Below are 22,594 nucleotides of genomic sequence, written 5' to 3'. Positions count from 1 at the left end.
AACGTCGTGCTCGTGCAGATGTTGTGGCCCGAAGCCCGGCCTGAGATGACCGACACAATGCTCGCCGAGCTGTACCGGTTTCCGCCGGACCGCCGCTGGGTGCAGGCGAACTTCGTGTCCAGCGTGGACGGTGCCGTCACCGTGTCCGGCAAGTCCGAGGGTCTCGGCAGCCCGGCGGACAAGAAGGTCTTCATGCTGGGCCGCGCGCTGTGCGACGTGGTGCTCGTCGGCGCGGGGACGGTGATCGTCGAGGCCTACCGCGGTGTGCGGCCGGTCGACGGGCGCCCCGTCCCGCCGATCGCGGTCGTCACCGCGCGGGGCTCGCTGTCGCCGGACCTGCCGCTGTTCACCGACACCCACGTGCCGCCGATCGTCATCACCACCGCTCAGGCCGACCACGCCGCGTTGAAGGCGGCGGGAGCCGAGGTGATCGTCGCCGGCGAGACGTCCGTCGACCTGCGCCGCGCGCTGGACGAGCTGGCCTCGCGCGGCCTGCGACACGTCAACTGCGAGGGCGGGCCCACCCTGTTCGGCAGGCTGGTCGCCGACGACCTGGTCGACGAGCTGAACCTGACCCTGTCGCCGCAGCTGGCCGTCGGCGACGCGGAACGCATCGCGCACGGGCCGATGGTCACCGCGCCGCGTTCGCTGGAGCTGCGGTCCGTGCTGCACGACGCGGACGTGCTGATGCTGCGCTACCAGCGGCGTGAATCCGGGCGTGATTCCAGCTGAGGAGGCAGGATGGGGCCGTGGACCTGCCACTGACCCCACCCCTGCAGCCGATGCTCGCCTCCGCCGTCGACGCGATCCCGGACGACGACGGCCTGCTGTTCGAGCCGAAGTGGGACGGCTTCCGCTGCGTCGTGTTCCGCGACGGCGACGAAGTCGTGCTCCAGTCCCGCAGCGGCAAGCCGCTGAACCGCTACTTCCCCGAGGTCGAGGAGGAGATGCGCCGCCTCCTGCCGCCGCGGGTGGTCGTCGACGGCGAGCTGGTCGTCGCCCACAACGACGAGCTCGACTTCGACGCGCTGGGCCAGCGCATCCACCCCGCGGCCTCGCGCGTGACGCTGCTGTCCGAGGAGACGCCCGCGACGTTCGTGGCGTTCGACCTGCTCGCACTGGGCGACCGGGTGCTGCTCGACGAGCCCACCACGACCCGCCGCGCCGAGCTGCTGGCTCTGGGTTCTCTGCACGTCACCCCGGCGACGACGTCCCCGGAACTGGCACGCGAGTGGTTCACCCTGTTCGAGGGCGCGGGCCTGGACGGCGTGATGGGCAAGCCCGCCGACGGCCCGTACACGCCGGGCAAGCGCACCATGATCAAAGTGAAGCACGCCCGCACCGCCGACGCCGTCGTCGCCGGCCTGCGCTGGCACAAGGACACCGAGCCGGGCACCGCCGTCGGCTCACTGCTGCTCGGCCTCTACGACGACAACGGCCTCCTGCACCACATCGGCGTCGTCGGCTCCTTCAAGGCGGCCGAACGCCGCGCTCTCGCGGCTGAGCTGGCGGGGTTGATCACCACGGACGACCACCCGTGGGCGGCACCGCAGCCCGGCCAGCGCATCCCCGGCGAGATCAACCGGTGGCGCAGCGCGCAGGCCGAGTACGTGCCGTTGCGGCCCGAGCGCGTGCTGGAGATCCACTACACGCAGACCGAGGGCGAGCACCCGGTTCGGCTGCGGCACAACGGGCAGTTCGCGCGGTGGCGGCCGGACCGCGAGCCCGAGTCGTGCAAGTACGACCAGCTCGACATCCCGGCGCGCTACGACGTGGCCGCGGTGTTGCGCGGTGAGCTGAAGGCCAAGGACGCCTGAGCGGTCACCGGAGATCGGTGACGACCAGCTCGCCAGCCGGAGTCACCTGCCTGATGCGGACGACCGGTGTCAACTGTCGACAGCGCGCCCCTGCAACCCGCCTGTCATGCGCCGCTGGTGTCAACAGTCGACAGCCCACTCACAAGGTCGGCGTGTCCTGCGTTGCCGCTGTCGACAGTCGACAGCGCACCCCTCGGCCCGCCTGGCGCTGTCAACAGTCGACAGCTCCGCGTCCAGGTGCGCCCGCCGGGCGCGGCCGACGATCTCGTCAACCAGCCGAGGTCAAGAGCGCCGATCTCCTGCCGTCCGGACCGCGCCTCTTGGTTCCCACAGGGTCAGACGTCCGGTCTCGCGCTCCGGGTCGCCCCGACGGAGGCGATCACCACGCAGCACACCGCGACCCACTGGAGGGGCCGCAGCTGCTCCCCGAGCAGCACCAACCCGGCGAGCGCGGCCACCGCGGGCTCCATGGACATCAGGATCCCGAACACGCGCGGCGGGATCTTCCGCAGCGCCTCCAGCTCCAGCGAGTAGGGCACGACGGACGACATCAGCGCCACCAGGAGGCCGACCACCAGCACGACCGGGTCGAGCAGCGCCATCCCCGCGGAGCCGACGCCGAACGGCAGTGCCACCAGCGTGCCGAACACCATCGCCAGCGCCAGGCCCTGGCCGTCGGACGTCGCGCTGCCCAGCTTGGCCGCCAGCAGGATGTAGGCCGCCCAGCAGGCAGCCGCGGCCAGCGCGAACAGCACACCGCTCCACAGCAGACCGCCGTCCGCGCGGGCCAGCAGCAGCACGCCGGACGCGGCCAGCAGCGCCCACACGCCGTCCAGCCAGCGGCGCGACCCGAACACGGCCACGGCGAGCGGGCCGAGGAACTCGATGGTCACCGCGGCGCCGAGCGGGATGCGTTCGAGCGACTGGTAGAAGAACAGGTTCATCGATCCGAGCACCACGCCGTACGCGATGATCACCGCGTAGGTGCGCAGCGGCAGCCGGAGCGTCGGCCGCCAGACCGCCAGCAGGATCACGGCGGCGAACACCAGACGCAGGGTCACGGTGCCCGCTGAACCGGCGACGCCGAAGAGCTGCTTCGCGAACGCGGCACCCACCTGGACGCTCACGATGCCCAGCAGCACGAGCGCCGGCGGCGGGATCGCGCCCAGTGCGCGAGCGGCGACCGACGAGCCGCGTACGGGGGCCGGACCGGAGACCGGCGAGGCGTGAGCCATGACCATGAGGTCCATCTTGACTCACGGCCGTCTCACCTTTCACGTGGGAATCTCACACCCCGAGAAGCCCGATCGAGAGTGAGGAAACCCGTGCGTCGCGCTGCCATGGTCCTGCTGGCGGTGAGCGTGCTCGCGGGGTGCAGCGCCGGCCCCTCCGACCGGCCGGTCATCGCGGTCAGAGGCGAGGACAACCAGCCGCTCGACGCGACGCAGCTCGCCGGGCCGCAGCCGGTTCCGCCGCTGGAGGAGTTCCGCGAGGAGTCGATCCTCCAGTGGTCGCCGTGCACGGACGCCACCAAGGAGCGCATGGGCCCGACGGCCCCGGCCGGTGACGTCGAATACCAGTGCTCCCGGATGTCGGTGATCCTCGACTCACCCGGCAGGCCCGGCCGCGGCACGATCGGCGTCTCGCTGCTGCGCGTCGGCACGGGCCGCAACCCGCTCGTGGTCATCGGCGACCCGGACGGCGAGCCCGGCACGTTGAAGGCCGCGCGGCTCGCCGCGTCGCTGCCGCCCGAGGTGCTGAGCACGTACACGCTCATCGGCATGGACCGCCGCGGCACCGGGCGTTCCGACGGCGTGCAGTGCATCCCGGCCGAGACGCGCGCGCAGATCGTCGAGTACGACCCGGCCGCCGCCGAGCAGTCGGACCTCGTGGTGTCCGTCGGCGAGGCCGCGCAGGAGTGCGTGCTCGACCTGGAGAACCGGCTCACCGCGCTGGACAGCTGGCGCGCCGCGGCCGACCTCGAACGGCTCCGCGAGCACCTCGCCGTGAAGCGGCTCAACGCCATCGGCTTCGGCGACGGCTCGAAGGTGCTCACGACCTACGCCAACCGCTTCCCCACCAAGATCGGCCGCATGGTGCTCGACGGCGCGCCCGACCCGACGCTCGACTCGGTCGGCGTGCTGGAGTCCCGCGCCGCGTCGGCCGAGCAGACGCTCGACGCGTTCGCCCGCGACTGCACCGCCCGCTCCTGCGGACTGGCCAACCCGCGCGAGGACGTCACCGCGTTGATCGGCCAGCTGCGCACCACGCCGATCCGCGGCGCGACCATCGACCTGACGCCGGGTTCCGCGCTGCACGCGATCCTCGCCGGCCTCTCGGAACGCTCGCGCTGGCCCGCGCTGTCCGACGCGATCGTGAAGGCGCGCGCCGGTGACGGCAGCGGCCTGAACGCGTTGCTCGACCCGCTGGTGAGCGAGCTCGACGAGAACCCGCCGCGCCTCGACGCGGGCATGGTGACCGGGTGCAACGACACCGCGACGCGCATCCCGCCGGACCGGGTCGCCGGGCTCTCCAAGGACTGGCAGGACAAGCACAAGATGTTCGGCGCCCTGTTCGCGCGGATGTTGTTGCGCTGCGGGCCTTTCCCGGTGCCGCAGCTGCAGCGCCAGGACCCGCTGAAGAGCGCGCCGCCCATCCTCGTGCTCAGCACGGCCGACGACCCGGTGACGCCCGCGCCCGGCACGGAACGCGCCGCGCAGCGCCTGCCCGGTGGCGTGCTGCTGGGCTGGCAGGGCAGCGGGCACGGCGCGCTCGCGCAGTCTCCGTGCGCCACCAACGCCGCGCGCGACTACCTCATCGACGCCAAGGTCCCGACCAACGGCACCGTCTGCCCGCCGTGACAGACGCCATGAGGGGAGCTTTCCCAGCGGTCAGCGCTGGGGAAGCTCCCCTCATGCAAACCCTGACGGTCTAGCAGCTCGAACAACAGCCGCACCCCGGCCCCGTGCATCCGGAGCAGCAGCCGCAGCCGCCCATGTGAGCCGTCTCCGCGACCGTGATCTCAACCATCTGGGGCCTCCCGTGTTCGACCGGACATCCGATCCCCACGGTCCGCCGTGACACAAGGCGTGGGAACCCCCATCACCCGATCGCTGAGCGGAAACCATCAGTCGTAGCAGTACGTCAACGCGGCCCGATCACTCAGCCCGGCGGCACCTTGCCGTTCTTCGCCACCGGAAGCGCCAGCTGGTTCGATGCGAAGATCCGCACCGGTTCCGCGGGCAGGTTCACCAGAGCGGGGTTGATGTGCCGCAACGTCAACGACACCGGCGTCGGGAACGTCGGCGCGGTGATGTCGTACCTCTGCAGATCGATCCACTGGACGACGTTCAGCACATCAGGTGGGATCGGCTGGTCGTTCTTGCGCACGGGCACGCAGAGTTGCCGGTTCTCCCTGACCTTCACGAACCGCGGCGGCTGGTTCGCCAGCACCGGGTTCAGCTGCCTCAGCACCAGACCGACGCCGAGCTCCTTCGGCGGCGGCGCGGAGTAGCACTTGAGGTCGATGAACCGCACGAGGCGCAGCACCTCGGCCGGCGGCACGACGTTGTTCTTGATGACCGGAACGCACAGCTGCTCCGGCCGGTCCAGCTTGACGATGTTGCCGGGCACGCCCATGTCGCGCAGCACCGGGTTGAGGTGGTCGAGCTTCAGCGGGAAGCCGACCTGCTGCCCCTCGATCCGGTAGCAGGACAGGTCGACGAACCGCACCCAGTTGAAGGCGTCCGGCGTCGGTGTCCGGTAGTTCTTGTCCACCGGGACGCACAGCTGTTCCCGGTTGCCGAGCTTGACGACCTCGGGCGGCAGACCCGCCTGCACCAGCACGGGGTTGAGGTGGGTCGTCTTGATGACGGTCGGCGGTGGTGTGTAGGGGTCGGTCTTGAAGCACTCGAGGTCGAGCTGGGACACGAAGGACAACGGCGACGGCGACGCGGGAGCCGCCACCACCGGTCCGGTCGCGGCCGCCACGAGCCCTAACGCGGCGGCCAGACCCAAGATCGTTCTTCGATACATCCAATCCCCCTCAATCCGATCAACGAGGTGTGGGGCATTCGGGTGCCCCACACCTCTCAGATTGAGCGGAAACCGTTGTGATACATAGGAAATACGAATGCGCCGTTCGGCTCCGAGCACTACGCCCCGAGGTCGTCCAGAGCCTTCTGCGCGGCCTCCAGCTCCGCGCGCAACTGCTCCACCCGCGCCAACTGCTGCGCCCGAGCGGCGCTCAGCACGCCCTCGACGATCTCGGACACCTCGGGGTGGATCAGCTTCGCCGCCTGCGCCACCGCGGCCGGCGCGACGGACACCGGGCGCACCGTCTTCCTGGTGCCCTGCAACACCTCGACGGTCCACTCCCCCTCCGCCGTCGACACCAGCGTCACGGTCACGTCCGGTGCCTTCGAAGCCGGCTTCCTGGCGGGCCGCGCGGGCGGCGCGGGCGGTTCCGCCTTGGGTGCGACGGGTTTCGGCTTCGGCTCGGTCTTCACCGGAACCTCCGGGACGTAGGGATACTCGACGACAGTCTCCTGCGGTTTCGGCTCCGGCGCCGGTTTCGCCACGGGTGCCTTCCTGCGCGGCGGCGGCTTCTCGCACGTCAGCTCGGCCGGTGAGAAGGAGATCTCGTCCTTCGACCCGGTCGGCCGCACCTGGATGAAGTCGCCCTCCTCCGGCTCGGTGAACGCCAGCACCTTCGCCGACTTGCCCGCCTCCATGCCCACCGCGGCGGCGGTGAACCACACGAGGGGGTGCCCGCCCTCCGCGAGCTGGGCACGCAGGCCGTCGACGTCCTCCGCCGACAACCCGCTCCTCTTCGCCATGTCCACACCCCTCCAAGCCAAATCAGTACGCGACGAGGTTCAGCTTGCACTACAGCACCGACAATTCTCGGTCATGCCTCCGCGACAAGATCAACTGGGCGGCCAGCGCACCGCACAACGCGAGGAACATGTCCCACTGGGTGTCCCACACATCCCCTTGCGTGCCCAGGAAATCCGTCGCCGCCTCCCCCGCGAGCACGGCTCCGAGCCACTCGATCAACTCGTAGACAGCGCTGAACGCGAGGCACACCGCGGTGACCAACGTGAACGTCCAGCCGCCGGGCCGCAGCGGCGTGCGGCGCAACAGGATCTCACGCGCCAGCACCGCGGGTACGAAGCCCTGCACGAAGTGGGCGAAGCGGTCGTACCAGTTGCGGTCGAGGTCGCCCCAGAACCCGATCGGCACCTGCGCGTAGGTGTAGTGCGCGCCGAGCGCGAGCACCAGCGCGTGGAACGTCAGCAGCAGGTACACGAGTGTGGACAACCGGAATCGCCGGTGCGTCAGCACGAGCAGCGGCACGCCGACGAGGATCGGTGCGACCTCCAGCAGCCAGGTGAACCAGCTGTGCGGCCGCACGGCGGACAACGCCACCGCCGCGATCACGACCGCCAGCAGAATCCGGTGCATCGTGGAATCATGCCACCGCCGTCCACCCCGGGTAGTCCGGAATGGACGGCGGTGTAACGAACCGAGGTGGAACGAACTAGACCGGGTTGCCGTCCGTGCCGCACTTGCGGCCGGTGTTGAGGCAGTTCGTCACTCGACGCTGCAGCTCGGCCTGGTCCCACGCGTTCATGAAGTCACCGTGGAACGTGTAGCCGGGTGCGGACGTCACGTTGACGCCGTTGATCGTCCCGCCGAGCGAGAGACCGGTTCCGTTGACCGGGTAGGTGAGCAGGAACTCGAGCCTCGGCATGACCACGGGGTGCGTGCTCGGGCAGGTCTGCCCCAGCGCGAACGCCATGTGGTCGCGGTGGTTGGCCGAGTCGAGGTCCCTGCCGTTCCAGCACGTCGGGAAGTCCAGGTAGGTCTCCACCTTGGTGCCGGGCGGGCAGTTCAGGAAGTTCCGGTCGGACGGCGACTGCGTGGTGCAGGACCACCGCGCGGCCGGGTTGTCGTTCGGGCTCGTCGCCTTGGAGTTGCCGACCACGTACCGCAGGCCCTGCGGGAACGCCGTGGCGTTCTGCGGCTGGATGCCCTGGTAGTACATCGTCACCGAGTCCGGCGCGATGGCCTGGCCGTTCTTGTACAGGGTGGGCACCCAGTACGCGGACTTGTCGGACACCGGGTTGCAGTTGGTCGTGGCCGCCTTCAGCGACGTCAGCGTCGAGTTCGCGTTCGTGCTGCGGTTGCCGAAGAACTCGTGCATGTGCGACACGCCCGCCTGGTTCTGGAAGACGATCGGGTCGTCCTGCCTGCGGTGGCTGGCCGCGCAGGTCACCCGGAACTCGGACCCGTAGGCCGAGATCCCGATCTGCTGCTGTTCCACGATCGCCTTCGCCTGTTCCGGGCTGTAGGCGAACCCGTGTCCCGCGTGGGACACCTTCGACGCGTTGACCGGCTCGTACGAGATGATCAGTCCGGTCACGGCGACCGCCGCGGCCACCGCCGCCGCACCGATCGTTGCGCGTACCTTCACGTGCATTGGATCTCCTCTCATGCTGTCGCGAGCGGCGGACTACTGCCCGAACGTGAACCAGTCGACGGTGACGAAGTCGGCCGGTTGGCCACTGGTGAAGGTGAGGTAGACGTCCTGGGTGCCGGTGAGCGCGGAGACGTTGCCGGGCACGGTGCGCCATGCCTCCCAGCCGCCGGTGTTGGCCAGGGCGAACGACCCGAGCACCTGCCCGGTCGGACTGCCGGTCCTGACCTCGACCAGGCCGCTCACCCCGCCGGCCGCGCCGCTGGCGATCCGTGCGCTGAACTGCCGCGCCGTCGCCGAACCGAAGTTCACGCCGCGGAACAACGCCCAGTCGCCGTTGGCGATCGACGCGATGTACGTGCCCTGCTTCGTCACACCGTTCTGCTGGTCGAACGACTCGGCCTCGATGGCGGCGAAGGCGTTGCGGCCGCCCGGCGGTGAGGTGGTGGTCGTGGTCGTCGGCGGAGTCGTGGTCGTCGTGGTGGTCGTTGTAGTGGTGGTGGTCGTCGGCGGCGTTCCCCCGGTCCCGGAGTCGACGCCCGTGCCCGCCGCACCGCGCCACGCCGTCGAGGACGCGGGCACGGACAACGTCTGCCCGTCGGAGAACCGCACGGTGACCGCGGCGGGCCGGGCGTTGTAGGCGACGTAGGTGCGCGCGCCGTTCTTCGTCAGCACGGCGTGCGTCGGCACGTCGGCTGTGACGGTCGTGTCCGGGGTGCCGAACCGGTCGAGCGAGGTGAGCCAGTGGTAGGTGTGCGCCCGCGAGTCGCCCCACTCGGGTTCGACGCCCGCGCCGTAGCGGCTGAGCGCCTGCGCGGGGTCGGCGAGTCCGAGGAACGACCAGATGACGTCGGCCCACTCCTGCTCGGTCCCGCCGTTGTTGGCGCGGAGCTCGGTGATGTTCTGGGTGATGTCGGCCTTCCACGCCGCGTGGTAGAGCGAGCCGCCGGTGATCGGCAGCATGTTGATGCCGTGGATCTCCTCGGGGTTGGCGGTCCACCAGGTGCCGTACGTGGCGCCCGCGCCCCAGACGATGCCGACCGTGTCGTGCTGGAAGGCGGGCGGGAAGACGGCGTTGTCCTTGTCGAACCAGTACTGGCCGATCGCGGCCTGCTGGGTCGTGTAGAGGTAGATGCCCGCGTCGCGCAACGAGTTGTCGCCGACCGCCTCGCCGAACAGGACGGCCGCGGTCGCGAACATCATGCCCTCGGACGAGGACTCCTCGTTGTTGCCGTGCGCGAAGCCCGAGTGCCCGGAGGCCCAGCCCTGACCGGCGTACGCGTCGAACATGCGCAGGAACGGGAACCGCGTCTCGCCGCGGTCGTAGTTGTTGCCGTCCTTGGCGAGCAGCTTGACCATGCCGCCGAAGCGCGCGTCGGACGCCCACGCGGCGTCGTGCTGCGCGACCACCGACGCGGCCAGGACGTAGTAGCCGTAGTGGAAGTGGTGGTCGTTGAGCTCGGCGTCCGAGCCGTACGAGGCGGGGTAGCCGATCAGCGTGTCCCAGGTGGAGTCGTAGGCGAACATCCGCCCGTTCTCGCCGTCGGCGGCGGTGAGCCAGTCGGTGAGCCGGTCGCGCACCAGCGTGATCAGCCGGTCGCGCGCACCCGTGTAGCCGATCTGGTTGGCGACGCGGGCGAGCGCGGCCAGTCGCCACAACGCCTTGCCGGTCCAGTACGTGTCCGCGGCGCCCTTGAACGGGTCCGCCTCGGCGAGCACCTGGTCGATCCCCGCCCGCAAACGGTTGGCGTCGGCGCCCGGCGACAGGGGTAGGGCGGGCAGGACGCCGTTGAACGTGCTGCGGGTGGTGAAGGTCGCGCCCTCGCGCAGCCGCATCTCGCCGCGGGCCGAGGTGTAGCGGTACGCGGTCGTCGCGTCGGTCGAGTTCAGCCACTGGTGCCGGTACAGCGCCTGGAGCGTGCCGGTCTGCGTGCCCTGCCGCGCGACCGTCGTGGCCGTGTAGGTGGCGGTCATCCGCGCGGCGGCCGAGTCGTAGGACCAGGCGACCTTGGTGTCGGTGACGAACGAGAACGCGTACTTCTGGAAGAGCGGCAGCGCGTCACGCGACGGCAGCACCGCGACGGAGAAGAACGCCGCGTTCGACGTGGCCTCCGCGGTGCCCACGAGCGACCACGCGCTCGGCGAGAAGATCGCGTACTCGTGGCCGTTGACGGTCACGCCGAGCACGCCGGGGGCGTTGTGCCACACCGTGGTGGGTGCGTTGAAGCCGACCCGCGCCGGACCACCGGTCGCCTCGGCGTAGATGAACGGCAGGCCGTGGCCGATGGTGGTGCGCAACGTCCGCGCACCGTCGCTCCACTGTGGAGTCACCGTCCAGTCCGACCAGTTGTCGACCTCGGTGCGCGGCGCGTTCAGCCCGCTGATGCCGATGAACAGCTCGTCGCGGTGCAGCATCTCGTACATCCGGCCGTCGCCGGTGACCGTCGGCGCCGTGGTGTAGCCGACCCCGAGCCCCTGCGCCGCGGCGTGCGCGGTGAACGGGTTGGGGTACATGTTCTCGGAGTGGGTGTTCGCCGGGTAGCGCTGCCAGACGAGCGACGACCACCAGTCGTTGGTGGGCACGGCCCGGCCGGACGCGGCCGCGCGCGCGGTCAGCTTGGGCGTGACCGGCTGGCCGACGTTGTTCGAGGGGCCGACCGTGCCCGCCGGTCTGGTGGTGGCGTAGCTGCCCGAGCCGACCACCACGGCACCCGCGGAGGCGGGTAGCACGAGCGGAATCGCGGCGGCAGCGGCGACGGCGGCGACGAATGCCGTGAACCGGGGACGGGGAAACCGCACGGAAGCCTCCAGTGGATACGCTCCCACAACGGTGTGAGAGCGCTCTCACATGAGAACGGTAAACGGCGTGTTGCCAACTGTCCACGGTGAGTTTCGAAACCGAGCCGTGCTCAGTCCTCTGAACGCAAGCGGTATTCGCATCCGTATTCGACCGCGTAGGAGAGGTCGTAGTGGTGCACGATCTTGGGACCGCCGTGCAAATGCACGTGCGTGATCGTGGACTTCGGGTCCTCCGGTGGTGAGGGCAGTGAGTCCACCCTGCCGTCGAGAGGACCGCCGACGTACCGGACGACGTACGGTTCCGCCATGTCGCGACCTCCTCTCGCGCGCCCGCGCGATTCGGGCCGTCCCTCAATGGTACGAAACATGCGCACCGGGCGTGGAAGGTCCAACCGGTTGGCGCAGGGGTCTGCAACGCTCTCACGTGGCACACTGAGTGCCGACTCCGCCACCCGCCGTCCGAGGGGGCTGGAAGTGAACGCTGCCGTCCGGGTGGTTCTCGTGGAGGACCACGACCTGCTCGCCGAGGCCGTCCAGGCGTGGTTCGAGGACGTCCCCGAGGCTGATGTGGTGACGCGCGCCCGCTCCATCGAGGAGGCGCGCGTCGTCGTCAAGCGCCTGCACCCGGACGTCGTCGTGCTCGACCGCAGGCTGCCCGACGGCGACGGCATCGGCGCGATCAGGTCGATCAAGGCCGCGGCGCCGGGCGTCGCCGTGCTGGTCACCACCGCGAGCGCCGACCACGACACCGTCGCGCGGATCGACGCCGAGGGCGGCGACGGTCTCGTGCTCAAGTCCAACAACCTCGACGAGCTCGTGACCGCGATCCTCCGCGTCGCCTCACCGGAATGACCACCCTTCCATGAGCACACCGGACACCCCGTACGAAGAGGCCCTCTTTCGCCTCATGGTCCAGTCGGTGCACGAGTACGCCATCTACGCCCTGTCGCCGGAAGGCCTGGTCACGACGTGGAACCAGGGCGCTGAGCAGATCAAGGGCTACTCGGCGGCCGAGATCGTCGGCAGGCACTTCTCGGTGTTCTACCCGCCGGAGCGGATCGCGGACGGCGCACCGGACCGGCACCTGAGGATCGCCGCCGAGCGCGGTCACGCCGAGGACGAGGGCTGGCGGGTCCGCCGCGACGGCTCCCGTTTCTGGGCGCGCGCGACGATCACCGCGCTGCACGACGACGACGGCGTGCTGCGCGGGTTCGGCAAGATCACCCAGGATCTGAGCCTCGCGCTCGACGAGCGGCGCAGGCTGCTCGTGCGGATCGCGGACGCGCAGGAGACCGAGCGGCAGCGCATCTCGTGGGACCTGCACGACGACACGATCCAGTCCATGGTGGCGATCGGGATGCGGCTGCAGATGCTGACCCCCGTGGTGCCGCCCGAGCAGAGGTACAAAGCGGACGCGCTGAACGAGACGCTCCAGGAGGCCATCGGCAGGCTGCGCGGACTCGTGTTCCGCCTGCGGCCGCCCCGGCTGGACCGGCAGGGACTCATCCCCGCGATCCGCGACCACGCCGAGTACGCGTTCGCGGGATCGACGATCGCGCCGGTGGTCCGGTCCGACGACATCAGCCCGTCCGACGACGCGGCCGTGGCGATCTTCCGGATCGTCCAGGAGGCGCTCGCGAACGTCTACAAGCACGCGCAGGCGAGCGTGGTGCACGTCGACCTGTCCGCTGTGGACGGCGGGGTGCTGGTGTGCGTGTCGGACAACGGCATCGGCATGGACGACGCGTTCGTCAGCGCCGGCAGGCCGGGCCACCTGGGGCTGGTCGACATGCGCGAGCGCGCGGAAGCGGTCGGGGGCAGGCTCACGCTGAGCAGCACGGAACTGGACGGCACGACGGTCGAGTTCTGGATACCCAGCGGTTGATCTCGAGGAGAACGGTCTCATGGCGGAGAGAACTCAACAGGCTCCTGACCGGCTCCAGCAGCTGCTGGGTGGTCTGAAGGCCGTCCGCGACGGTGATTTCAGCACCCGGCTGCCCCAGGTCGACGACGTGCTGATGGACGAGATGGCGACCGTCTTCAACGGCATGGTCGACCAGCTCGCCCGGTTCACCTCCGAGGTCACCCGCGTGGCCCGCGAGGTCGGCACGGAGGGCAAGCTGGGCGGTCAGGCCGTGGTGCCGGGCGTGTCCGGCACGTGGAAGGACCTGACCGACTCGGTGAACGCCATGGCGGGCAACCTGACCGACCAGGTGCGCGACATCGCGCAGGTCGCGACGGCGGTGGCGAAGGGCGACCTCTCGCAGAAGATCACCGTGGACGTCAAGGGCGAGATGCTCGAGCTGAAGATCACCATCAACACGATGGTCGACCAGCTGTCGGCGTTCGGCGACGAGGTCACGCGTGTCGCGCGCGAGGTGGGTTCCGAGGGACGGCTCGGCGGCCAGGCCGAGGTGCCGGGCGTCGCGGGCACGTGGCGCGACCTGACGGCGTCGGTGAACTTCATGGCGGGCAACCTCACCGACCAGGTCCGCAACATCGCCCAGGTGACCACGGCGGTCGCGAAGGGCGACCTGACCCAGAAGATCACCGTCGACGCCCGCGGCGAGATCCTCGAGCTCAAGAACACCATCAACACGATGGTCGACCAGCTCTCCTCGTTCGCCGACGAGGTCACCCGCGTCGCCCGCGAGGTCGGCACGGACGGCGCGCTCGGTGGTCAGGCGCAGGTCCCCGGCGTCGCGGGCACGTGGCGCGACCTCACGACGTCGGTGAACTTCATGGCCGGCAACCTGACCGCGCAGGTCCGCTCCATCGCCCAGGTCGCGACGGCCGTGGCCCGCGGCGACCTGACCCAGAAGATCACCGTCGACGCCCGCGGCGAGATCCTCGAACTGAAGAACACCATCAACATCATGGTCGACCAGCTCTCCTCGTTCGCCGACGAGGTCACCCGCGTCGCCCGCGAGGTCGGCACGGACGGCCGCCTCGGCGGCCAGGCGGACGTGAAGGGCGTGTCCGGCACCTGGAAGGACCTCACCGAGTCGGTGAACTTCATGGCGGACAACCTCACCGACCAGGTGCGGTCGATCGCCCAGGTGACGACCGCGGTCGCGAAGGGCGACCTGACGCAGAAGATCCGGGTCGACGCGCGCGGCGAGATCCTGGAGCTCAAGGACACCATCAACACGATGGTCGACCAGCTGTCCGCGTTCGCGGACGAGGTCACCCGCGTGGCCCGCGAGGTGGGGTCCGAGGGACGGCTGGGCGGCCAGGCGACCGTGCGCGGCGTGTCCGGCACGTGGAAGGACCTGACCGACAACGTCAACGTGATGGCGTCCAAGCTGACCAGCCAGGTCCGCTCGATCGCCCAGGTCGCGACGGCCGTGGCGAAGGGCGACCTCTCGCAGAAGATCGACGTCGAGGCCAAGGGCGAGGTCGCCGCGCTGGCGCAGACGATCAACACCATGGTCGACACGCTGTCCGCGTTCGCGGACGAGGTCACCCGCATGGCGCGCGAGGTCGGCACCGAGGGCATCCTCGGCGGCCAAGCACGGGTGCCGAACGTGGCGGGCACCTGGAAGGACCTCACGGACAACGTCAACTCCATGGCGCACAACCTGACCAGCCAGGTGCGCTCGATCGCCCAGGTCACGACGGCGGTGGCGCAGGGCGACCTGACGAAGAAGATCGACGTCGACGCGCGCGGCGAGATCCTCGAGCTCAAGACGACGATCAACACGATGGTCGACCAGCTGTCCGCGTTCGCCGCGGAGGTCACCCGCGTGGCGCGCGAGGTGGGGTCCGAGGGACGGCTCGGCGGCCAGGCCGAGGTCGAGGGCGTGTCCGGCACGTGGAAGCGCCTCACGGAGAACGTGAACGGCCTCGCGGGCAACCTGACCCGCCAGGTGCGCGCCATCGCGGAGGTCACCAGCGCGGTCGCGACCGGCGACCTCACGCGGTCCATCTCCGTCGAGGCGCAGGGTGAGGTGGCCGAGCTCAAGGACAACATCAACGCGATGGTCCAGTCGCTGCGCGAAACGACGCTGGCGAACCAGGAGCAGGCCTGGCTCAACACGAACCTGGCCCGCATCTCCGGTCTCATGCAGGGCCACCGCGACCTGGGCGCGGTCGCGTGCCTGATCATGAACGAGCTGGCGCCGCTGGTCGGCGCGCAGCACGGCACGTTCTTCCTGACCGAGGACCGCAAGCTCGGCCTCATCGCGTCCTACGGGCACCAGGAGGACGGCTCGGTGCCGAGGGAGTTCGAGCTGGGCCAGTCGCTCGTCGGCCAGGTCGCGCTGACGAAGAAGCCGATCGTGGTGGAGCAGACGCCGCCGGACTACGTGAAGATCTCGTCCAGCATCGGATCGTCCACACCGGTCAACCTGATCGTGCTGTCGATCCCGTTCGAGGACCAGGTGCTCGGCGTGATCGAGCTGGCGTCGTTCTCCCGGTTCACGCCGGTGCAGCGCGACTTCCTCGAACAGCTGATGGAGACCATCGGCGTCAACGTCAACACGATCATCGCGAACTCCCGCAACGACGCGCTGCTCGACGAGTCCCAGCGACTCGCGGGCGAGCTGGGCGCGCGGTCCGACGAACTCCAGTCGCAGCAGGCGGAGCTGCGCCGCTCGAACGCGGAGCTGGAGGAGAAGGCGGAGCTGCTGGCCCAGCAGAACCGCGACATCGAGGTGAAGAACTTCGAGATCGAGCAGGCGCGGCAGGAGATCGAGGAACGCGCGCGGCAGCTCGCGCTGGCGTCGAAGTACAAGTCGGAGTTCCTGGCGAACATGTCGCACGAGCTGCGCACGCCGTTGACCTCGCTGCTGATCCTGGCGGGTGTGCTGGCGCAGAACCCGTCGCGCAACCTGACGCCCAAGCAGGTCGAGTTCGCCAACGTGATCCACTCGGCGGGCACCGACCTGCTCCAGCTGATCAACGACATCCTCGACCTGTCGAAGGTCGAGGCGGGGAAGATGGACATCCACCCCGAGCCGTTCCCGCTCGGTCAGCTGCTCGACTACGTGCAGACGACGTTCCGCCCGCTCACCGCCGAGAAGGAGCTGGAGTTCGACGTCACGGTGGCGCCGAACGTGCCGGACGAGCTGCTGACCGACCAGCAGCGATTGCGGCAGGTGCTGCGCAACCTGCTGTCCAACGCGGTGAAGTTCACCGAGGCGGGCCGGGTCGGGCTGCGAGTCAGCCTGAACGACTCGACGCTCGTGTTCTCCGTGTCCGACACCGGGATCGGCATCGCCGAGGAGAACCTGCACTCGATCTTCGGCGCGTTCCAGCAGGCCGACGGCACGACGTCGCGCAAGTACGGCGGCACGGGACTCGGCCTGTCGATCAGCCGCGAGGTCGCGTACCTGCTGGGCGGCGAGATCCGCGCGGAGTCCGCGCTGGGCGGCGGGAGCACGTTCTCGCTGCACATCCCGATCGCGCACTTCGGCCAGCCGGAACGGCGCACCGGCGACGCGCCGCGGCGGGTCTTCCCCGAGGACTCGTCGCCGGCGGGCCAGCGGGTGCTCGTGCTGGAGGCACCGGACAACGGCCTGCTCACGATGCTCACCCGCGGCGTCGCGGCGGACCTGGCCGAGACGCACGGGCACGTCGGCGTCACCACGGTCACCAACCCGGACGAGGCGCTGGAGGTGCTGTCCGCGCGACCGCACCAGTGCGTGGTGCTGGACATCAGCCTGCCCGGCGCGACGGCGCTGACGTTCCTCAAGCGGCTCACCGAGTCCGGACTCGAGCTGCCGGTGCTGGCGCACGCGACGCTGAAGCTCAGCGCCGCGCAGGACCGGCTGTTGCAGGCCCACGTGCGCAACCGCCCGATCGAGCTGCTGACGTCACTGGACGAGATGCGCGAGCAGATCACGCTGCACCTCTCGGCCAACGACCTGATCCTGCCGCTCGTTCCGTCCACACAGGACACTCAGTCGGTCGAGATCACCTCGTTCACCGAGCTGCAGGGCCGCAAGGTGCTGCTGATCGACGACGACACGCGCAACGTGTTCGCGATGGCGGGCATGCTGGAGCTCAACGGTCTCGTCGTGACGCACGCGCCCAACGGCCGCAAGGGCATCGACGAGCTGCTGGCGGCACCGGACATCGAGCTGATCCTGATGGACGTGATGATGCCCGAGATGGACGGCTACGCGACGACCGCGGCGATTCGCGAGATGCCGAGGTTCGCCGACCTGCCGATCATCACGGTGACCGCGAAGGCCATGGAGGGCGACCGGGAGAAGTCGCTGGCATCGGGTGCGTCCGACTACGTGACGAAGCCGGTCGACACCACCGAGCTGCTGTCCTGCATCGCCCGCTGGCTCAGGCGCTGAGCCCTCAGCCGCCTCAGGCGCTGAGCCCGAGCCGCCGGATGACCGCGACGATCTGGTCGTTCGGCGCGCCCTTGATCAGGTACTCGCTGACGCCCGCGGCCATGATGTCGGCGATCGTCGCGTCGTCGAGGTAGGCGGAGAACGCCATCAGCTTGGTCGCGGGCGCGACCCTGCGCAGCTCCCGTGCCGCGTGCACGCCACCACCACCGGGCATCCGCACGTCGAGCACGGCTACGGCGGGGACGTGCAGCTCGGCCAGCGCGATCGTCTCGTCCACGTCCGACGCGACGGCCACCACCGAGAGATCGGGCTCGTTCTCGAGCAACGCGCACAACGCACCTGCGATGTTGCGGTCGTCATCCGCGATGAGCACGCGCACCTTCGTCGTGTCCACGGTGCCTCCGGGTTCGCAGATGACCATTGTGCGATCAAGCCGGGGTAACTCGCAACGCGCGAGGCCTCAACCTGCGAACCAGCGCTGGGCCAGCCCCTCCAGCGTCGCCTCCCCCGGCATGACCGTCAGGTACCGCGGGAGGTTGCTGTAGACGTGCAGCAGCGTGTGCGCCATCACCACGTCCGGGTCGGGCCGGCTGCCGTACCCGCTCTGGACGGCCCGCTGCTTCTCCGGGTCGCCCCGCGCCACGAAGATGCCCGTCGAGACGAACTCGTACTCCGTGGCGCCGCGCATGCTGGGCTCGAAGTCGAAGAGGCCCGTCAGCACGCCGTCCTGCTCGACCAGGTGGGCGTTCATGACCTCGGTGTGCAGCATGGCCATCTTCGGCGTGCCCAGGTCGACCTTCGCGAGGAAGTCCGGGATCTGGTCCAGGAGAGCAGGTGTCAGGCCCCGGTCCCGTTGCCGCTGCTGGCAGCCGACGGTCTGGGTGGCCACGAACTCCGGCCAGTCCGGTGCCGGGAGTTGTTGGGGTGGCTCGATTTCGTGGAGCGCACGGAGCGCTTCTCCCAGTTGCGCGCACTGGCTCGTGGTCGGGTTGGTGACCTGGGTGCCCTTCATGCGTTCCATGAGGACGTAGCCCCAGCCGTCGAACTCTCCTGTTTCGTGGAGCTTCGGGGTGGGGACGGTCAGCTTGCCGTGCACCGCGTGGAGCACGGCCGCTTCGATGTCCGTTTCGTCCCCGTACACCGGTGGGAAGAGCTTGAGGACGAGGTCTTCCCCGATCGCGTAGACCGGGAGCGAACCCTCCGCGAACCTGGTGCGAAAGTATGCGTCCCGACCGCTCGCCGATCGATTTCCGTCGTCAGCGCGAGGCGAGGCGGTTGAGCGCCACGGCGCCCACGAGCAACCCGAAGTCGCGCAACGCGACGTCGTAGAAGCCGGGAATGGTCAGCAGGTTGACGATGATCCCCGCCAGCCACGCCGCGACGACGAGGCTCCCGATCCGGGGCATCAACGCGACCACGATCCCGGCGACGATCTCGATCACGCCCACCGCGTACATCGCCTGCTGCGCCGTGCCGGGCACGATCCCGTCGATCCAGGGCGCGAGGTAGACGGGCCAGTCGCACAGGAGGTTCGCGAACTTGTCCAGCCCGAAGAGGACGGGCGCGACCGTGAAGACCGTGCGGAGCGCCAGGAACGCCTGGGTCACCGGGTCGGTCCGCAGAGCAGTGGTCGACATGACTCCTCCTTCTAAAATCAAGTTGTGTTGACGTTAGAAGGAGCTCAGTTGTTTAGTCAAGCCGCGTTGCTTTTACACTCGGAGCCATGGACATCGCCGCCGTCGCCGCACTCGACGAGCCCACCCGGCGCAAGCTGTACGAGTTCGTCGTGGCGCAGGCCGAGGCCGTCGGCAGGGACGAAGCGGCGGAAGCACTGGGCGTTCCGCGCCAGACAGCGGCCTTCCACCTGGACAAACTCGCCGACGAGGGCCTGCTGGAGGTCATCTACGAGCGCCGCAGCGGACGGACCGGTCCTGGCGCGGGCCGTCCGGCGAAGCTGTACCGGCGGTCGCCGAACGAGGTGCGCGTCAACCTGCCCGAGCGCCGCTACGACCTGGTCGGCAGCCTGCTCGCGACGGCCGTCGAGGAGGCGGAGCGCACCGGCGAGTCACCGAGCGCCGCGCTCGCCCGGTGCGCACGCGAGTTCGGCGCACGGCTGGCACCGAAGGACGAGGACGCGGCGCTGGCCGTGCTCGCCGAGCACGGCTTCGAGCCCGCGGCCGACGGCGACGGCTACGCGTTGCGCAACTGCCCGTTCCACGCGCTGGCCCAGGAGCACACGGACCTGGTGTGCGGCATGAACCTGCACCTGCTCGAAGGCGTGCTCGGCAACACTCGCTTCACGCCGCGCCTGGCGCCTGCGCCAGGGTTCTGCTGCGTTCGCTTCGAGAAGGCGTGAGCCGCGGCCAGTTCGAGGTCAGTCGCCCTCAGCAGGCTTCTTGGCCCGTGAGGGCTGCACGCGCATCGGCTCACCCGGCATCTTCGGGTAGTCCGGCGGGTACGGCATCTCACCGCGCGGGTCGCGTTCGTACCACTCCAGCAACGTCTCCAGCCCGAACGCCTCGGAGTCCAGGTCCGCGTGCGGGTTCCCGTGCGACTCCAGGTACTTCGGCACGGTGAGCACGTCGAAGTCGTCGGGGTCCACAGTGGACAACGTGTCCCAGGTGACCGGGGTGGACACCGTCGCGCGCGGCGTGCCGCGCACCGACCACGCGGACGCGATGGTGCGGTCGCGGGCGGCCTGGTTGAAGTCGATGAAGACGCGCTCGCCGCGTTCTTCCTTCCACCACGCCGAAGTCGCCAGATCGGGTGCGCGGGACTCGACCTCGCGGGCGAGCGCGATCACGGCGTGGCGGACCTCGATGAAGTCCCACGACGGGCGGATGCGCACGGCCACGTGGATGCCGCGGCCGCCGGACGTCTTCGGGTAGCCGGTCATCCCCGCGTCGGCCAGCACCTCGCGCAGCACTCCCGCCACGCGGACGGCGTCGGCGAAGTCCGTGCCCGGCTGGGGATCGAGGTCGATGCGCAGCTCGTCCGGGTGGTCGGTGTCCGGACGGCGGACCGGCCACGGGTGGAAGTCGAACGTGCCGAGGTTCGCCGCCCACGCCAGCACGGCGGGCTCGGTCGGGCACACCTCGTCCGCGGGACGGCCGGAGGGGAACTTGATGCGCGCGGTCTCGACCCACTCGGGCGCGCCCTTGGGCAGGCGCTTCTGGTAGAACGCCTCGCCCTCGACGCCGTCGACGTAGCGCTTCAGGGTCGTCGGGCGGTCGCGCAGGACGTCGAGCAGCGGCGCGGCCACGGCGATGTAGTACTCGACCACCTGCCGCTTGGTGATGCCGCGCTCGGGGAAGTACACCTTGTCCGGGTTGGACACCCGCACCACGCGATCACCAACGGTCAGCTCAATCGCCTTGGTCGCCACCCAAAGCAGCCTAGAGTCCTCGCACGTACGCCGCGAGCGTCAGCTCGAAGCTGTCGTGGTCGAGCTCCGCCGCGACGGCGGGCAGCAGGTGCGCGCGATCGAGGTGGGGGTAGCGGCCGGAGTACACCGAGGGATCGGTGGAGAAGCCGCTGGAGAACGTGCTCAGCGCGGCGCCGAACACGATGTACATCAGGCCGGCCGCGATCATCGTGGCCTCGCGGCGCGACCAGCCCGCCGTGACCAGCGCGCCGTGCACGACGTCGAGCCGCTGCAACGACGAGTCGCGCCGCGCCGGGCCGTACGCCAGGAACGGCACGATGTTCGGGTGCGCGGCGAGCGCGGCGCGGTAGGAGCGCGCGGCGCTGACCAGGCCCTGCCGCCAGTCGCCTGACGCGAAGCCGGTGACGTCGACCCGTTCCAGCACCTCGTTCGCGATCTCGTGCAGCAGGTCGTCCTTCGTGGCGACGTGCCCGTACAGCGACGCGGCGCGAACGCCCAGCTCAGCGGCCAGTTTCCGCATCGAGAGGCCGTCGAGCCCGTCCCGGTCGATGATGTCGAGCGCCACCTCGCGGATACGGGTCCCGCTCAGCAACGGGGTGCTTGGCCGCGGCATGTGGGCTAGGTTATACCTAACACCGTTCGGTTTACGGGAGGCCGAGTGGATCTGCGCATTTCGGACGAGCACCGCCAGCTCAGGGAGCTCGCGCGGCGATTCACCGACGAGCGGATCGTTCCGCACGCGACCAGGTGGGACCGCGACGAGGCGATCGACCGCGACCTGGTGCCCGCGCTGGGCGAGGTCGGGTTCCTCGGGCTCGGCATCGACGAGGAGTACGGCGGCTCCGGCGGCGACAACCTGGCCTACTGCCTGGTGCTCGAGGAGATCGCGCGGGGTGACTCGGCGGTGCGCGGCATCATCTCCGTGTCGCTGGGCCTCATCGCCAAGACGATCTTCAAGCACGGCACGGAAGAGCAGAAGCGCCGGTGGCTGCCCGGCCTCACCGCGGGCACGCAGGTCGGCTGCTTCGCGCTCACCGAGCCCGGTACCGGGTCGGACGCGGGCAGTCTCGTCACGAAGGCCGTCCGCGACGGCGACGACTGGGTGATCAACGGCCGCAAGGTGTTCATCACCAACGGAACGTGGGCCGACGTCGCGCTGGTCTTCGCGCGCACCGGCGGCCCGGGACCGCGCGGCATCAGCGCGTTCCTCGTGCCGACCGGCACCGCGGGCTTCGAGGCGAACGAGATCCACGGCAAGCTCGGCATGCGCGGCCAGGCGACCGCGGAGATCACGCTGGAGAACGTCCGCGTGCCGGACGACGCGGTCATCAGCCACGAGGGCTTCAAGCTGGCCATGGCCGCGCTCGACCGGGGCCGGATGTCCGTCGCCGCGGGCTGCGTCGGCGCCGCGCGGGGTGCGTTGGAAGCGAGTCTCAAGTACGCGAAGGAACGCGAGCAGTTCGGCAAACCGATCGCCGGTTTCCAGCTCGTGCAGGAACTTCTCGCGGACATGGCGGTCGACACCGACGCCGCGCGTCTGCTGACGTGGCGCGTCGCCGACCTCGCCGACCGGGGCGAGCCGTTCGGCACGGAGGCGTCGATGGCGAAGCTGTACGCGAGCGAGGCCGCGGTCCGCGTGGCGAACAACGCGATCCAGGTGTTCGGCGGCTACGGCTACATCGACGAGTACCCGGTGGGCAAGTACCTGCGGGACGCCCGCGTCACCACCCTCTACGAGGGAACGAGCCAGATCCAGAAACTGCTCATCGGCCGTGCGCTGACGGGCATCAACGCGTTCGTGTAA

The 22,594-nt window shown here is 69.7% G+C and carries 19 protein-coding genes and 1 pseudogene; 8 read left to right on the top strand and 12 right to left on the bottom strand.

Annotation, left to right across the window (positions count from 1 at the left end; translation table 11 throughout):
* Positions 1-12: 12 nt before the first annotated feature.
* Together FKR81_RS29685 and FKR81_RS29680 are read left to right on the top strand one after the other, a co-directional pair.
* Positions 13-732 (top strand): pyrimidine reductase family protein, encoded by a 720-nt coding sequence (locus FKR81_RS29685; RefSeq protein WP_146356910.1) that lies wholly within the window; start codon positions 13-15, stop codon positions 730-732.
* Between the two features lie 17 nt (positions 733-749).
* Positions 750-1,817 carry an ATP-dependent DNA ligase gene (locus FKR81_RS29680; protein ID WP_146356810.1) on the top strand — a complete coding sequence of 356 codons (1,068 nt, stop codon included), beginning with the start codon at positions 750-752 and terminating at the stop codon, positions 1,815-1,817.
* 335 nt (positions 1,818-2,152) lie between these two features.
* Here the strand turns inward: FKR81_RS29680 and FKR81_RS29675 are convergent, their stop codons facing one another.
* The gene (locus FKR81_RS29675; protein ID WP_146356808.1) at positions 2,153-3,058 is read right to left on the bottom strand and encodes an EamA family transporter; all 906 of its coding nucleotides are present in this window, start codon (positions 3,056-3,058) and stop codon (positions 2,153-2,155) included.
* An 84-nt stretch (positions 3,059-3,142) separates the two neighbouring features.
* On the opposite strand from FKR81_RS29675, the gene FKR81_RS29670 reads away from it, so the two are divergent.
* Positions 3,143-4,678: an alpha/beta hydrolase gene (locus FKR81_RS29670; protein WP_235921841.1), complete on the top strand. Its 1,536-nt coding sequence runs from the start codon at positions 3,143-3,145 to the stop codon at positions 4,676-4,678.
* A gap of 301 nt (positions 4,679-4,979) precedes the next feature.
* Here the strand turns inward: FKR81_RS29670 and FKR81_RS29665 are convergent, their stop codons facing one another.
* The 6 genes from FKR81_RS29665 to FKR81_RS29640 form a co-directional block, all read right to left on the bottom strand.
* Positions 4,980-5,852, bottom strand: a complete 873-nt coding sequence (locus FKR81_RS29665) for a hypothetical protein (protein ID WP_146356806.1) — start codon at positions 5,850-5,852, stop codon at positions 4,980-4,982.
* Positions 5,853-5,971: 119 nt separating this feature from the next.
* Positions 5,972-6,655, bottom strand: coding sequence for a DUF6319 family protein (locus FKR81_RS29660; protein ID WP_146356804.1), 684 nt, complete (start codon positions 6,653-6,655; stop codon positions 5,972-5,974).
* 49 nt (positions 6,656-6,704) lie between these two features.
* Positions 6,705-7,283, bottom strand: coding sequence for a DUF2238 domain-containing protein (locus tag FKR81_RS29655; RefSeq protein WP_146356802.1), 579 nt, complete (start codon positions 7,281-7,283; stop codon positions 6,705-6,707).
* A 76-nt stretch (positions 7,284-7,359) separates the two neighbouring features.
* A complete protein-coding gene (locus FKR81_RS29650; RefSeq protein WP_186763239.1) occupies positions 7,360-8,301 on the bottom strand; it encodes a DUF1996 domain-containing protein in 942 nt (313 codons plus the stop codon).
* 33 nt (positions 8,302-8,334) lie between these two features.
* Positions 8,335-11,097 (bottom strand): glycosyl hydrolase, encoded by a 2,763-nt coding sequence (locus FKR81_RS45250; protein WP_146356798.1) that lies wholly within the window; start codon positions 11,095-11,097, stop codon positions 8,335-8,337.
* A gap of 110 nt (positions 11,098-11,207) precedes the next feature.
* Positions 11,208-11,405: a hypothetical protein gene (locus tag FKR81_RS29640; protein ID WP_146356796.1), complete on the bottom strand. Its 198-nt coding sequence runs from the start codon at positions 11,403-11,405 to the stop codon at positions 11,208-11,210.
* Positions 11,406-11,571: 166 nt separating this feature from the next.
* Between FKR81_RS29640 and FKR81_RS29635 the strand changes: the two genes are divergently transcribed.
* From FKR81_RS29635 to FKR81_RS29625, 3 genes are read left to right on the top strand one after another with little or no spacing between them, the layout of a single operon-like run.
* Positions 11,572-11,949 (top strand): response regulator, encoded by a 378-nt coding sequence (locus FKR81_RS29635; protein ID WP_186763238.1) that lies wholly within the window; start codon positions 11,572-11,574, stop codon positions 11,947-11,949.
* A 10-nt stretch (positions 11,950-11,959) separates the two neighbouring features.
* On the top strand, positions 11,960-12,982 hold the full coding sequence (locus tag FKR81_RS29630; protein ID WP_146356792.1) for a PAS domain-containing sensor histidine kinase: 1,023 nt from the start codon (positions 11,960-11,962) through the stop codon (positions 12,980-12,982).
* Positions 12,983-13,001: 19 nt separating this feature from the next.
* The gene (locus tag FKR81_RS29625; RefSeq protein WP_146356790.1) at positions 13,002-17,405 is read left to right on the top strand and encodes a HAMP domain-containing protein; all 4,404 of its coding nucleotides are present in this window, start codon (positions 13,002-13,004) and stop codon (positions 17,403-17,405) included.
* Between the two features lie 13 nt (positions 17,406-17,418).
* Here FKR81_RS29625 and FKR81_RS29620 read toward each other — a convergent pair whose 3' ends face one another.
* The 3 genes and pseudogenes from FKR81_RS29620 to FKR81_RS29610 all read right to left on the bottom strand — a co-directional run bounded on the left by FKR81_RS29620 (position 17,419) and on the right by FKR81_RS29610 (position 19,042).
* Complete coding sequence (locus FKR81_RS29620; protein WP_235921840.1) at positions 17,419-17,799, bottom strand: response regulator; 381 nt, start codon at positions 17,797-17,799, stop codon at positions 17,419-17,421.
* Between the two features lie 66 nt (positions 17,800-17,865).
* Positions 17,866-18,603 (bottom strand): annotated as a pseudogene (locus tag FKR81_RS29615) (phosphotransferase family protein); the annotation flags it as partial.
* Between the two features lie 58 nt (positions 18,604-18,661).
* Positions 18,662-19,042, bottom strand: a complete 381-nt coding sequence (locus FKR81_RS29610; protein WP_146356784.1) for a hypothetical protein — start codon at positions 19,040-19,042, stop codon at positions 18,662-18,664.
* 86 nt (positions 19,043-19,128) lie between these two features.
* On the opposite strand from FKR81_RS29610, the gene FKR81_RS29605 reads away from it, so the two are divergent.
* Entirely contained in the window at positions 19,129-19,761 is a 633-nt protein-coding gene (locus FKR81_RS29605) for a helix-turn-helix transcriptional regulator (protein ID WP_146356782.1), read from the top strand.
* 18 nt (positions 19,762-19,779) lie between these two features.
* On the opposite strand, the gene ligD is transcribed toward FKR81_RS29605, so the two are convergent.
* Together ligD and FKR81_RS29595 are read right to left on the bottom strand one after the other, a co-directional pair.
* Complete coding sequence (gene ligD, locus FKR81_RS29600; RefSeq protein ID WP_146356780.1) at positions 19,780-20,790, bottom strand: non-homologous end-joining DNA ligase; 1,011 nt, start codon at positions 20,788-20,790, stop codon at positions 19,780-19,782.
* A gap of 10 nt (positions 20,791-20,800) precedes the next feature.
* Positions 20,801-21,403, bottom strand: a complete 603-nt coding sequence (locus FKR81_RS29595) for a TetR/AcrR family transcriptional regulator (RefSeq protein ID WP_146356778.1) — start codon at positions 21,401-21,403, stop codon at positions 20,801-20,803.
* Positions 21,404-21,448: 45 nt separating this feature from the next.
* Here FKR81_RS29595 and FKR81_RS29590 point away from each other — a divergent pair, with 45 nt between their 5' ends.
* On the top strand, positions 21,449-22,594 hold the full coding sequence (locus FKR81_RS29590; protein ID WP_146356776.1) for an acyl-CoA dehydrogenase family protein: 1,146 nt from the start codon (positions 21,449-21,451) through the stop codon (positions 22,592-22,594).

Origin of the sequence: Lentzea tibetensis, from assembly GCF_007845675.1 — a bacterium.
GTDB lineage: Bacteria > Actinomycetota > Actinomycetes > Mycobacteriales > Pseudonocardiaceae > Lentzea > Lentzea tibetensis.
Note: the sequence above shows the minus strand (reverse complement) of the source record. Positions and strands in the feature narration are given on the sequence as shown.

Excerpts from the sequence above, each read along its gene's own strand:
- FKR81_RS29675 (WP_146356808.1), bottom strand. The coding sequence starts at position 3,058 with ATGGTCATGGCTCACGCCTCGCCGGTCTCCGGTCCGGCCCCCGTACGC.
- FKR81_RS29665 (WP_146356806.1), bottom strand. The coding sequence starts at position 5,852 with ATGTATCGAAGAACGATCTTGGGTCTGGCCGCCGCGTTAGGGCTCGTG.
- FKR81_RS29660 (WP_146356804.1), bottom strand. The coding sequence starts at position 6,655 with ATGGCGAAGAGGAGCGGGTTGTCGGCGGAGGACGTCGACGGCCTGCGT.
- FKR81_RS29655 (WP_146356802.1), bottom strand. The coding sequence starts at position 7,283 with ATGCACCGGATTCTGCTGGCGGTCGTGATCGCGGCGGTGGCGTTGTCC.
- FKR81_RS29650 (WP_186763239.1), bottom strand. The coding sequence starts at position 8,301 with ATGCACGTGAAGGTACGCGCAACGATCGGTGCGGCGGCGGTGGCCGCG.
- FKR81_RS29640 (WP_146356796.1), bottom strand. The coding sequence starts at position 11,405 with ATGGCGGAACCGTACGTCGTCCGGTACGTCGGCGGTCCTCTCGACGGC.
- FKR81_RS29630 (WP_146356792.1), top strand. The coding sequence starts at position 11,960 with ATGAGCACACCGGACACCCCGTACGAAGAGGCCCTCTTTCGCCTCATG.
- FKR81_RS29625 (WP_146356790.1), top strand. The coding sequence starts at position 13,002 with ATGGCGGAGAGAACTCAACAGGCTCCTGACCGGCTCCAGCAGCTGCTG.
- FKR81_RS29610 (WP_146356784.1), bottom strand. The coding sequence starts at position 19,042 with ATGTCGACCACTGCTCTGCGGACCGACCCGGTGACCCAGGCGTTCCTG.
- FKR81_RS29605 (WP_146356782.1), top strand. The coding sequence starts at position 19,129 with ATGGACATCGCCGCCGTCGCCGCACTCGACGAGCCCACCCGGCGCAAG.
- FKR81_RS29595 (WP_146356778.1), bottom strand. The coding sequence starts at position 21,403 with ATGCCGCGGCCAAGCACCCCGTTGCTGAGCGGGACCCGTATCCGCGAG.